The sequence below is a fragment of the Cupriavidus sp. 05T41 genome (assembly GCF_056396525.1).
The window spans coordinates 25,423-36,789 of record NZ_JBFTLQ010000076.1 but is presented as its reverse complement, the minus strand read 5'-3'; the positions used below and the strand labels follow the sequence as shown (position 1 = coordinate 36,789).

Sequence of the window (11,367 nt, the reverse complement as noted above, 5' to 3'; positions counted from 1 at the left end):
GGCCAGGGAAGGACTCGGGATCGCTGAGCACGGGACGGACATTGCTGGCCGTGTTGATAAGGTACTGGCTGCGATCGAGGTCGATTTCTTTGCCAAGGACCTTCCATTCCTCCTTCTTATTGATCTCGTCGTCCGACGTATCCACATAGAGGTATTCGAAGCGCGCTTCAGACGGGCTGTTGCCCTGGGCATCCTTGCTGCGCTCGATGGTCTTACGCAGATGACGGATAATCTTCCCGCCGGTGCCACCAAGGCCGACGATGAGGTGGTTATTGCTCATGAATTCCTTTATCACGGTTGCGACGCGGGGAAACGCGCCTCTAGTAGGCTGCTCCCTGGCATCATGGGTCGTGGGTGTTCGCTTATTCGTGCACCAGCCTAATCTTCAGGAACAGGCTGGCATCTGGAGTGGTGGCCTTCTTGACGACATAGGACGCGGCCTGCATGCCGCCCGCATCGGCGTCGTCGCTGAAAACGATGGCCTTTGACGCGTAGAGTGCGCCGGCATCCGCCTTGCCGCAGGCAGCGTCGTCGGTAAACGTGATGGCCTTCGATGCGTAAAGTGCCTGTTCGTTGGCGGCCTCAAATCGCTGAGGTGCGGCGTCCACTACGGGCGTGGCCGCTGGAGTATTGCACTGGGCCGCCGGCGCACCGGTGGACGCGGCGTACGTCGTGGTCACGACATCGGGCTGCATCGAGCGGATGCGATCCGGCATGTTGGAGGGCACGGGCTGTTGCGACACATAGACCAGCAAATGCTCAGTACCAGGCTTGCGATCGAATTCGAAGGCACCCTGGCCGGGCAGGAACACTACGCCCATGGCATTGATGTAGTTGTTGTGGCCCGGCTGCGGGTAGATCTGCGTGATCTTGCCGTTGGCATCCTCATTGAAAACGAAGATGTAGGAAGGCTTGTTCACCTTGACACCAAGCTGAAAGCGGTCACCACTCTGGAACTTGCGGCTCGCCAGGACATCGCGGGTGCTGCCGTCGGGGTTCTTGAGGCGGATGAAATAGCTGGCGCCGATGCTTTGGTTGGCTGGTTTCTTGCTGGCCACCTTGATCGGAGTCGCCTTCTGGGCAGAGGCGGGGGCGGCAGCTACCGCTGTGGTTGCATTGGCCGGCTTGCTCGTGGACACCGCGACGACGTCGTTGTCCTCGCCGAAGAACAGGGATTTTGCGCTATAGCTTTCCTGCGCGCAGGTGACGCCGCAGGCCGCGAGCAGCAGGGGCAGGGCAGCGAATTGAAGTCGCATGGTCAGCTCTTGATATCCAGAAATGCGTTGATCGGACAAAAAATGGGGCGGCACGCGATTGGGCGATTCCCCCTATTCATAGATGCTGCTCTTGTCGCCGGCAGCCAAGGACGGGTTTAGCCGAGGTACCTGTGGGATAGGGACTGGGCCTTTGTAGCCCGAGACGGGCGGAATGCTCGCCACCTTTTGCACAGTGAACTTGCGGGCTTCCACGAAGGCCGGTTCGATATGTCCATTGAACTTTGCAAGGTACTCAAAGAAAGCTTGCGTGAAGAACGAACCCTGCAGGCGCTTGCCAGGGGTGACTGGACTTTCGAAGGTGCCGCCTGCGGACGGGCCCCACGACTGCTCGCCATCGCTCGTGGCCGTGATAATCGTGTATCGGCTAAGATCCATTGGCGTGGTCTGGGTGGTACGAACGTTCTGCGTGCTACCTGCGCCATCTTCCGTAAAGCGGATACCCTTGGCCTCGTACGCTTGGCCGGTCCATGCCGCCATCGAAATGCCGGCGCGCTCAGGTACACCGCCGTTGGCCGCAAGGATGTAGCGTCTGGACTCATCCGGGATACCCCTCAGAATCTCGCCGCTGTAGCACGTATCGATGATCAGGCGGGTCTGTCTGCTCGGCGTCTGTGCTAACTCTTGCAACTTGAGGTCGGGTACCGAGCTGTCGAATACACTGATCGCAAAGTCACGGTCAGGGACCCGTGGATCCCCCGAGTCATAAGCGATGATCGACATCTTTCGCGCGTCCCGCACACGGGGAGACGGTACGGGCATGGCCCCGTGGCTGGACACATAGATGAGTACGGTATCGTTCGGTCCCACCTCGTCTTTAAAACGTTTCAGAATGGCTTCGATGTTGGCCTTGGTGGCTTGCGGGCCGAGCAGGGCTGTGGTGCGGTAGTTCGCTTTCTCCGCCTCCATTTTCACGCGTCGTGCATCGTCTTCACCCAAGATGTCGGGCACGCGCTTGTCACGGAAGGTATTGATACCAATGATCAAGGCCCGCTTAGCAGGTGGTGCGGGTCGATCGCGTACCGCCCTCGCATGGGCGGCAAGCGCCTGTCCTGCCTGAACTTCCCAGCGCTTCTCCTTGATGCTCTCCGGATAGAACGGTGAGGTCGACTTGATGCCGACAATTGATTGGACGATGAAGAATGCGCGGTCGACTTCATCCTCATCCTGGTAGTTGCCCACCAGGCGGATCCGGCCTACGCTGTCGCGTGTAACTTGCGCATTCGGCAAACCGTGCCGTTTTAGTTCATAGCGGACGGTTGCAACTAGTGGCTCGGGGACGTTGTAGCCCTGGTAGGCGTTTTGGAAGCCATGAAGCTGGCTGGCGGCACAGCCGCCAAGTAATAGCGCACCCAGGAGTACGAGGCTGCAGTGCAATGATGTCGTGCGCATGATCTTTGGGGCAGGGATGCAGCCGACGCGTGAGCGCAGCCGGGCTGCCCGAAGCAGCCCACCCCACTATCTCGAATTACAGAATCGTAACGGTCTGCGAGGCAACCGCCGCAGGCTTGCCAGCCATGCTCACCGCAAACTCGTAACGGTATTTGCTGCCACTCTTGGCTTCCGAAGGAATCGGCAGGCGCGATGTGTCAACGTTCTGGCCAGCCTCTACGGTGCGATCCTCAGCGGTTTGGCCAGGGAACGGCAAGATCGATTCCTTTCCATCATCGATCACAAAGAGCTTACGTTCTACCTTTACTGGGGCTTCGGAACCGTTCTTAGTCATCGCGATGAACGTGGTTGCCAGATCGATCTTGTCGCCGGCTTTCGCGGTGGTCGGCATGTCGATCTTGGAGACCAACGTCTTGTCGCCTTCCTTCGGGTTGTACTTGATATCCTTCTTGACCTGCTGGTACCCCTTGGTACGTTCAATCTTCGATTCCGGGATCCAGCTCGGATTCTTCTTGTAGCACGTGTCGATGGCCGTGTAGTACGCCGTGGCAAAGCCGGCGGCCGCCCCCAAGGCGCCACCTACGGCTGCGCCAATGGCGGCCTTCTTGATGCTGTCATCCTTGTTTTTGCCAAAGAGCGCTGCGCCGAGCCCGGCGACGATGCCCATGCCGGCGCCCTTGGCCGTCAGAATTGTCTGTTCCTGTGTAACGCAGGAATCAAGGTCCGCGTTAGCGGATTCCTGTGCATGGCTGAAAGGGGCGGCGAGGGGAAACAGAAGCGAGGCGGCAACAACCGTCTTAGAGAAGCGACTGCGAATGACCATGATGATGTTTAGTGTTTTTTGTGAAGAACTTTGTATTTCCCGATATTCGTCCGAGAGTGAATTTTTCTCGAAAAGTGGCACAAACATCACGTCTTAATCCATGGGAGTTGATGCCTTGGCCTTCTCGATGCTGAGCATGCTTATGCAACAGCCTCAATGACGAACTTCATCCTTAGAACGGCATCCTGTCCTTGATTTTCACCCTACGTTGGGTGGGTTTATGCAGGTTCAGGAGGGTGGTAAGCAATCTGTGGAGTGCTGTAATGTTCCACGCTGAACATTCAGTGCAAGACGGCGGTTCGGCATCTGGACCATGGAGAAGGGGGGATCTTTCCATCAGTCAAGGAAGAAGCATCCCACCTCGATAATGTGGGATGCTGCTGTTTATCGAGGCGTGCTGAAAACCTCTGCGTTTGGGCCGGGAATGTAGAGCACATCGGTGGTGCCACCGCGTCTCGTTGGCCCAGCTGCAGTGCCCCCGTTCAATTTGGCGCTCCCGGCGAGTTTCGGGACAATATCTATCCGCCAGTGCAATTGACCGACATCTTCGCAACTTTCTCTGGTTGGCCGGACTGATCCCGAGTGGTTATTCTGACCAAGCCGTGATCAATGTCGCGGCCGACATCCTTGGCATCGACCGCGCCCACTTCGATCACAGCGTCTGGCAGCACATGAGCAAGCGTGGGACGACATCTGGCATCGCCGATTCCAGTCGTGGCAGGTCCTGTGACTCTGGGGCATCGTTGCAATGAGGGGCAGACAGGCGAGCAGCCTGCCGAGGCGCGCGGGAAGGCTTGTCGCACGCCTGAACTACGGCGAGGTACGCTGGTACGGTGAAAGCGGGGGCAAGAGCGCGCCTGCCGGCTCTCGGGAAATGGCATACGGACACCGCCGTTCCTCGCGGTCGCTTCGTCAAGATGCTGAACACACGTACACCGCGTACCGAATTTCTCGTCGGCCAGGAAGTGCAATTTATCGCCTACCGCAAGTGGACCGGAGTCTGTGCCGTGCTCTTCGACGGCGAAATGTTTGCACGGCTGCCAGCGATTCGCGTCCTGGAATACGGCCTCCGAATTTTGTCGACTACCTCTCTATCGGGTAACGATTTCGGTGAGTTGCTTCGCATCTCACCAAGTAGCTTCGCAGCAACTTTCCCTGATTGCTGGAGCGCCATTGTCGAAAAGCGCAAACAAGACGTGCATCGGCGAATGGCTGCGGATCGCGTTGATCCACCTCGCGGGCTCCGACCAAAATATGCTTTATGGTCAACTTTAATGCTGGGGGGGATCAAGCATGTCGTTGCCGATCTAATCGTTGCAAATCGGCAACGTTATGGTTAAGTCGTCACCCCACGTTGCGCCACGGCATACGTACTATCACCTATTGCTGCTCTGCCGCATTTATTTTGCTACAATTAGGGAAAACCCGATGCGGGTTATCACCTAAGGAGCAAGCCATGAACACCCAATCCGATATCAAGATGACCGACCAACTGGAACGCGAACTGATCGACCGTGAACTGGGCCCCCGTAGCCCGGCCTTCATCGACGACGTGAAGAGCGCTGTTGCCGCTGTTCAGCGTGTCTTTGGCCGTCTGCAAAGCCAGGCTCGCCGCGCCAAGATCACCTACGCGAACGGCTGATCGCAGCGGTGGCAACCGTCATCAAGAATCAAGCGTGTGTTGCTGAAGTCAGTGATTTGCAGTTCGTTTGAAGCTATTTGAAGTCTGTTGTTTGCTGTTGTTTGTAGTAGCTGTCTAGTCGATAGTCTGAAGATTGTTTGCAGTCTTGGTTTGACGGCCATGCGGCTGCGGCTCGCCTTCGTGCCATTGCACGAATTGTTGCGAGCGCGGGCATCGGCATCGTCAGACCCGGCGCGGGTGCTCCGCGCGGCAAGACCGGCCAACGCGTCGCTCCACCGGAGCGCAGCGCTTTTTGGCCGGTTTTTTTATGTCCCGCGGATTCCGGCACCGAAGCTGGCTGATCTGCGCCGGGGCTCGCCACCGCGCGTTCTTGCACTGAGCCCGGCCGCGCTCGCGCTGCTCAGCCTTGGCGCCTGGCGCCATGCACGCGCGGCAGCGGCGACCTGGACGTCAGGCCTGCTCGTCGATCCACATCGATAGCCGTGCCTTGTATGCCTGCTGGATATGGCGACGCATGATCTGCTCGGCCTGCGCGGGATTGCGCTGCTCGAGCGCGTCCACCAGTGCGATGTGGTCCTGGTAGGAAACCTGTGCCCGCCCGGGCAAGGCCAGCGTGGTGCGGCCCAGCAGGGCCATCGATTCGTGCAGGGAGCGCAGGGTCTTGAGCAGGTAGCGGTTGTGCGCGCAACGGTGCAGTGTCTCGTGGAAGAGCCGGTTGTTGGCAGCGAGCTTGTCGGGGTTCTCGGCGATGGCGAGATCGCGCTGCACGATGTCGCGCAGCAGCGAGATTTCCACGTCGGTGGCGTGGCGCGCCGCCAGCGCTGCGGCAGTGCCTTCGAGCACTTCGCGCATGACGTACAACTCGCTCACCATGCTGGCGTCGAGCCGCGTCACCATCATGCCGCGGTTGGGCTCGTTGACGACCAGCCCTTCCGACTCCAGTCGCGACAACGCTTCGCGCACCGGAGTGCGCGACAGCCCGAGCGTGGCGGCCAGTTCCACCTCCCGCAGCCGCGTACCGGAGGGCAGTTGCCCGGCCTGGATGGCGTTGCGCAGGTGCTGGTAGGCCCGCTCGGCACGGGGCAGCGAATCGTCTGGGCTGGGGGCGGCGGCGTCGGCGGGGTTAGCGGGAATCATCTCGGCAGGGAAAGCGGAAGAGGCGCAGAAGAGAGTCGGAAAAGGCCCGGAAAAGGCGTGGATAAAGGCCCGGAAAAGGCCCGGAAAAGGCCCGGAAGTTACGCAGAAAAGGCGGTGACCGGCCATGGCCGGTACGGTTCGTCGTCATGAGACAGCCTGGCACGCGCGTAAACTCCCGGTTGCCGGGCCGTCGCCATGATACCTGCTCCGGTGCGCGCTACATCACGACAGGCCAATACCGGCTACCGCGTACCGCTCGCGCGCTCAGGCGCCGGAGCCGGCCGGCGAGTTGAACGGGTGGTACTGGTAAAGCCAGGTTTCCGATAAGGGTTTGCCGTCCAGCCGCAGGAACAAGCGCACGTCGACCGGATCCTTGCCTTCGGCGGTGAGGTCGAACTGGGCGCGCCAGTGCCCGGCCACGCCATTGGGCACCGCTTCCGCAAACACGTAGGAGAAGGTCCCGCGCGAGCTGCTCAGTACCGCTTCGGGCTTGGTGCCGAACGGCAGCTTATCGAGCGGGCCGCCCTTGAACTCCACCATGAACTTGCGCACGCCTTGCGGGCGCGGCTGGCCGGGCTGGCCGCCGTTGCCCAGCCGGGTGGCCACGCAGCGCGCTAGCGGGCTGGGGTAGGGCTCGTCCGCCAGCCAGTGCAGGCGGTAGCGCAGGCGGAAATCGCTGCCGGCCCTGGCGGGTGCCTTGGGCACCCACATGGCGACGATATTGTCGTGGATCTCATCGTCGGTGGGGATCTCGATCAGTTGTACGGCGCCCGCCCCCCAGCCGTCGCGCGGCTCCACCCACAGGCTGGGGCGCCGCTCGTAGTGCACGCCGTCCTGGTAGTGGTCGAAATTGCGGTCGCGCTGCAGCAGGCCGAACCCGCGCGGGTTGTCGTCGCCGAAGCTAGACGCCATGGTGCGCGGCGGATTGTTGAGCGGGCGCCAGATATGCTCGCCGGCGCCGTTCCAGATCGCCAGGCCATCGGAGTCGTGCACCTCGGGGCGCCAGTCCACGGCGGTGCCCTTGCTGGCTTCGGTAAACCAGCACATGGAGGTCAGCGGGGTCAGGCCAAGTCGTGCCACGTCCTTGCGCAGGAACAGCGCGCAGTCGATATCCATCAGTACGCCTTTGCCGCGCTGCATGGCGAAGCGGTAGGCGCCGCACACGCTGGGCCCGTCGAGCAGGGCGTATACCGTCGCGGTGTCCGCATTGCCTGACGGCGGCTCGAAGAAAAAATGCGTAAAGCCGGGGAATTCCTCCGGCTTGCCGGTCTCCGCCACGTCGATGGCGATGCCGCGCGCGGACAGGCCGTACTGGTAAAGCTCGCCAATGGCACGGAAGTACGAAGCGCCCAGGAATGCCACCCAGTCGTTCTTTTTCCAGTCCAGCTTCTTCTGGTCGCCGAGGCGGCTTTCCTGGAGCCGGAAGCCGGCAAAGCCACTGCCGCGCGGCAGCTTGCGCGCGGGACTGTCGGCCGGCATGTCGAAATACGACTCGTCATAGACGATTTCGCGCGCGGCAGGCACGCCCTTGGCGCTGTCGATCACATGCATGCGCACCGGCTGGCGAAAGAAGGTGCCGAGGTGGAAGAACGTGACCGGGAACTGGCCCGGGCCGTCCGCGAACAGGGCGTCATCGGGCTTGAAGCGGATCTTGCCGTGGGCTTCGTAGTCGATCTTGCCAAGGATTTCCGCTGGCGCCGTGGCGGGCGGGGCGTATGGCTTGCCCGCCATGGTGCGGGCACGTTCTATCAAGGTATCGAAGCTGAAGGGGCGGGCGTCGCCCAGCTTGATCCGGCCGGCAGCCAGGACGGAGGGCGTGACCCCGAGGGCCGCGAGCGCGGCGGAAGCGGTGGCGGAAACGAGCAGGCTGCGGCGATTCATCATCGAAGGCGGGTCGTCCTTGGCGCAGTGATACCGAATGGGCAGAACAATGAAAGACGCGGCAAAAAGTGGAAAGTTCGGAAAACGGTATCGGCAAGTGATCCCAGGTCATCGTCTCGTCGTGGATTCTCCGCGGTGATGCGACAAAGATGCGATGAAGTGTAGGCGGTGTGATCCGTGCGGGACGCCTGCATCGCCCGTGCACTGACGATCGCGCTTGGGCAAGCATGCGGATAGAGGTTGACTCTCGCTCTGTGGAATGTAGTATGTGATATATCAAAAGATCCATCCATCAGACAGCAGGAGACGACAGCATGAAAATCTGTATCTATGGCGCCGGCGCGATCGGGGGATACCTTGGGGTGCAGCTTGCACTGGCCGGGGCGGAGGTGAGCCTGGTGGCGCGCGGTGCGCACCTGGCAGCCATGAAGGCAGACGGATTGCGCCTGCAGATCGAAGGCGAGGAGAGGGTGGCACGGGTCCGCTGCACCAGCGACCCGGCCGAACTGGGCCCGCAGGATTACGTGTTCATCACGCTCAAGGCCCACTCGGTGCCAGGCGTGGTCGATCTGATGCAGCCCTTGCTCGGGCCCGGGACCGCGGTGGTGACCGGTGTCAACGGCATACCCTACTGGTATTTCCATCGGCACGGCGGCCCGCTGGCCGGCACGACGCTGGAGAGCGTCGATCCCGGCGCTCGCCAGTGGCGCGGGCTGGGGCCCGAACGTGCCATCGGCTGCGTCCTTTACCCAGCGGCGGAAATCGTCGAGCCCGGCGTGATCCGCCATGTCTATGGCAAGAAATTCCCGCTCGGCGAGCCGGACGGGAACAAGTCGGCGCGGGTGGCGCATCTGAGCGAAATGATGGTGGCCGCCGGCCTGGAGGCGCCCGTGCGCGACAACATTCGCGACGAGATCTGGCTCAAGCTGTGGGGCAACCTGTGCTTCAACCCGATCAGCGCGCTGACCCATGCCACGCTGGATGTCATCACGGCCGACCCCGCCACGCGCGCCTTGTCACGCGCCATGATGCTCGAAGCCCAGGGCATCGCGGAGCGTTTCGGCGTGCATTTCCGTGTCGACGTGGAGCGGCGCATCGATGGGGCGGGCGCGGTGGGCGCGCACAAGACATCGATGCTGCAGGACCTGGAAGCAGGGCGCGCCATGGAAATCGATCCGCTGCTCACGGTGGTGCAGGAAATGGGACGGCTGGTGAGTCAGCCGACACCGATGGTCGACACCGTGCTCGGCCTGATCAAGCAGCGCGAGCGCATGGCGCAGGCGGCCTGAGACGGCTTGTGTGGGATGCGCGGGAGGGCGATGGCGACCATGTGATATACCATATACTCAAAACCACCACCCAAATGTTGCCTGATCTATGCCAATTGTGCATTTTTCTATGCATTCCGCGCATGCCGGGCCGCTTTTGGTAAGCTAGGTGGCTAGCCGCCGGCTGCCCCGCGAGGCAGCCGGGGCGCTGGTATCAATTCGAGCCTATCCATGTCCGCGCAAAGCCAATCCGCTGAACAGCCCACCGGGCTGACCCTCTCTCTCCAGCCCATCAATGCTGGCGCCAGCCTGCGGGACCAGGCCTACGCGATGCTGCGACAGGCCATTTCCGATGCCGACATCTATCAGTCGGATGAAGAGATCCGGCTCGACGAGCGGGTCCTGAGCGAGGCGCTCGGCGTGAGCCGTACCCCGATCCGCGAAGCCATGACGCTGCTGGAGCAGGAGGGATTCCTGCGCACCGTGCCGCGGCGCGGCATCTACATCATGCGCAAGACGAAGCGCGAGATCGTGGAGATGATCCAGGTCTGGGCCGCGCTGGAAAGCATGGCCGCGCGGCTGGCCACGCTGCATGCCAGCGACGAGGAGATCGCCAAGCTGCGGCACATGTTCGACAGCTTCCGCGATGGCACGCCGGCCGAGCATATCGAGGAGTACTCCGACGCCAACATTGCCTTTCACCAGGCCATCGTGCAGTTGTCGAAGTCGCAGATCATCATGGACTCGATCAAGAATATCTTCGTCCATGTGCGGGCCATCCGGAAGATGACGATCTCGCAGAGCGACCGGGCCTCGCGCTCCATCGTCGATCACCTGCGCATCATCGAGGCGCTGGAAAAGCGCGACACGGAGCTGGCCGAGAAACTCGTGCGCCAGCACTCGCTCGACCTCGCGGATTACGTCGAGAAGAACTGCGACTTCCTGGACTGAGACCGGGGGGCTTGCCCCGGGCGGCCAGGCGCGCAGGGCGCCTGCCATGAACGACATGGGCGCGGGAACATCCATCGTTCCGCGCCCACGGCCTTTCGCCAGATGGCGGCGCGCTATCTGGCCAGCGCTTGCGCCATCGTCTTGCCCAGCTCGGCCGGCGAGCGCGCCACGCGGATGCCGGCGGCGCGCATGGCGTCGATCTTGGCCTGCGCCGTGCCCGTGCCTCCCGAGATGATCGCGCCCGCATGTCCCATGCGGCGCCCGGGCGGGGCGGTGGTGCCCGCGATGAACCCCACCACCGGCTTGACGCGGCCACCGCTGCGCGCATCCTGCAGGAAGCGTGCGGCTTCCTCCTCGGCCGAGCCGCCGATCTCGCCGATCATGATGATGCCCTCGGTGTCGTCGTCGGCCAGGAACATCTCCAGGCAGTCGATGAAACTCGTGCCGTTGACGGGATCGCCGCCAATGCCGATGCAGGTGCTCTGCCCCAGGCCGGCGGCGGTGGTCTGCGCGACGGCCTCGTAGGTCAGGGTGCCCGAGCGCGATACCACGCCGATCTTGCCGGCGCGGTGGATATGGCCGGGCATGATGCCGATCTTGCACTGCCCCGGCGTGATCACGCCTGGGCAGTTGGGACCGATCAGGCGGCTGCCCGAGCCCGACAGTGAGCGCTTCACGCGCACCATGTCGATCACCGGGATGCCTTCGGTGATGCAGACGATCAGCCCGATGCCTGCGTCCACCGCTTCGAGGATCGCGTCAGCCGCGAAAGGCGGCGGCACGTAGATGACCGAGGCGTCAGCGCCGGTACGGTCCACTGCGGTGGCCACGGTGTCGAACACGGGCAGCCCGAGATGCGTCTCGCCGCCCTTGCCCGGTGTCACGCCGCCAACCATGCGCGTGCCATAGGCCGCCGCCTGTTCGGAGTGGAAGCTGCCTTGCGCGCCAGTGAAGCCCTGGCAGATCACCTTGGTGTCTCGATGGATCAGGACGGCCATG

11 protein-coding genes are annotated in these 11,367 nt (G+C 62.2%); 4 read left to right on the top strand and 7 right to left on the bottom strand.

What is annotated here, in order from left to right:
• From AC1DKV_RS31895 to AC1DKV_RS31880, 4 genes are all read right to left on the bottom strand, one after another.
• Window positions 1-280, bottom strand: a 280-nt coding sequence (locus tag AC1DKV_RS31895; protein WP_477138873.1) for a tubulin-like doman-containing protein, incomplete at its 3' end; no start/stop codon positions are given.
• 82 nt (window positions 281-362) lie between these two features.
• Window positions 363-1,256 (bottom strand): DUF4384 domain-containing protein, encoded by an 894-nt coding sequence (locus tag AC1DKV_RS31890; protein WP_441621418.1) that lies wholly within the window; start codon window positions 1,254-1,256, stop codon window positions 363-365.
• Between the two features lie 72 nt (window positions 1,257-1,328).
• Entirely contained in the window at window positions 1,329-2,666 is a 1,338-nt protein-coding gene (locus AC1DKV_RS31885; RefSeq protein WP_441621416.1) for a caspase family protein, read from the bottom strand.
• A gap of 76 nt (window positions 2,667-2,742) precedes the next feature.
• Window positions 2,743-3,579, bottom strand: coding sequence for a hypothetical protein (locus AC1DKV_RS31880; protein ID WP_441621414.1), 837 nt, complete (start codon window positions 3,577-3,579; stop codon window positions 2,743-2,745).
• Between the two features lie 827 nt (window positions 3,580-4,406).
• Here AC1DKV_RS31880 and AC1DKV_RS31875 point away from each other — a divergent pair.
• Both AC1DKV_RS31875 and AC1DKV_RS31870 read left to right on the top strand, forming a co-directional pair.
• Window positions 4,407-4,829 carry a hypothetical protein gene (locus AC1DKV_RS31875; protein ID WP_441643492.1) on the top strand — a complete coding sequence of 141 codons (423 nt, stop codon included), beginning with the start codon at window positions 4,407-4,409 and terminating at the stop codon, window positions 4,827-4,829.
• Between the two features lie 116 nt (window positions 4,830-4,945).
• On the top strand, window positions 4,946-5,131 hold the full coding sequence (locus tag AC1DKV_RS31870; RefSeq protein ID WP_441621410.1) for a hypothetical protein: 186 nt from the start codon (window positions 4,946-4,948) through the stop codon (window positions 5,129-5,131).
• Window positions 5,132-5,581: 450 nt separating this feature from the next.
• Here the strand turns inward: AC1DKV_RS31870 and AC1DKV_RS31865 are convergent, their stop codons facing one another.
• On the bottom strand, window positions 5,582-6,268 hold the full coding sequence (locus tag AC1DKV_RS31865; protein WP_441621408.1) for a GntR family transcriptional regulator: 687 nt from the start codon (window positions 6,266-6,268) through the stop codon (window positions 5,582-5,584).
• 264 nt (window positions 6,269-6,532) lie between these two features.
• Window positions 6,533-8,152 carry an OpgD/OpgG family glucan biosynthesis protein gene (locus AC1DKV_RS31860; RefSeq protein WP_441621406.1) on the bottom strand — a complete coding sequence of 540 codons (1,620 nt, stop codon included), beginning with the start codon at window positions 8,150-8,152 and terminating at the stop codon, window positions 6,533-6,535.
• A gap of 311 nt (window positions 8,153-8,463) precedes the next feature.
• Here AC1DKV_RS31860 and AC1DKV_RS31855 point away from each other — a divergent pair, with 311 nt between their 5' ends.
• Entirely contained in the window at window positions 8,464-9,438 is a 975-nt protein-coding gene (locus AC1DKV_RS31855; RefSeq protein ID WP_441621404.1) for a 2-dehydropantoate 2-reductase, read from the top strand.
• 210 nt (window positions 9,439-9,648) lie between these two features.
• On the top strand, window positions 9,649-10,368 hold the full coding sequence (locus tag AC1DKV_RS31850) for a GntR family transcriptional regulator (protein WP_441643491.1): 720 nt from the start codon (window positions 9,649-9,651) through the stop codon (window positions 10,366-10,368).
• A gap of 113 nt (window positions 10,369-10,481) precedes the next feature.
• Here the strand turns inward: AC1DKV_RS31850 and sucD are convergent, their stop codons facing one another.
• Window positions 10,482-11,366, bottom strand: coding sequence for a succinate--CoA ligase subunit alpha (sucD, locus tag AC1DKV_RS31845; protein ID WP_441621400.1), 885 nt, complete (start codon window positions 11,364-11,366; stop codon window positions 10,482-10,484).
• Window position 11,367: the final 1 nt, after the last annotated feature.

Bases quoted from the DNA above. Each gene is read 5' to 3' on its own strand.
- AC1DKV_RS31855 (WP_441621404.1), top strand. From the start codon at position 8,464: ATGAAAATCTGTATCTATGGCGCCGGCGCGATCGGGGGATACCTTGGG.
- AC1DKV_RS31850 (WP_441643491.1), top strand. From the start codon at position 9,649: ATGTCCGCGCAAAGCCAATCCGCTGAACAGCCCACCGGGCTGACCCTC.
- AC1DKV_RS31885 (WP_441621416.1), bottom strand. From the start codon at position 2,666: ATGCGCACGACATCATTGCACTGCAGCCTCGTACTCCTGGGTGCGCTA.
- AC1DKV_RS31875 (WP_441643492.1), top strand. From the start codon at position 4,407: ATGCTGAACACACGTACACCGCGTACCGAATTTCTCGTCGGCCAGGAA.
- AC1DKV_RS31860 (WP_441621406.1), bottom strand. From the start codon at position 8,152: ATGATGAATCGCCGCAGCCTGCTCGTTTCCGCCACCGCTTCCGCCGCG.
- AC1DKV_RS31890 (WP_441621418.1), bottom strand. From the start codon at position 1,256: ATGCGACTTCAATTCGCTGCCCTGCCCCTGCTGCTCGCGGCCTGCGGC.
- AC1DKV_RS31870 (WP_441621410.1), top strand. From the start codon at position 4,946: ATGAACACCCAATCCGATATCAAGATGACCGACCAACTGGAACGCGAA.
- AC1DKV_RS31865 (WP_441621408.1), bottom strand. From the start codon at position 6,268: ATGATTCCCGCTAACCCCGCCGACGCCGCCGCCCCCAGCCCAGACGAT.
- sucD (WP_441621400.1), bottom strand. From the start codon at position 11,366: ATGGCCGTCCTGATCCATCGAGACACCAAGGTGATCTGCCAGGGCTTC.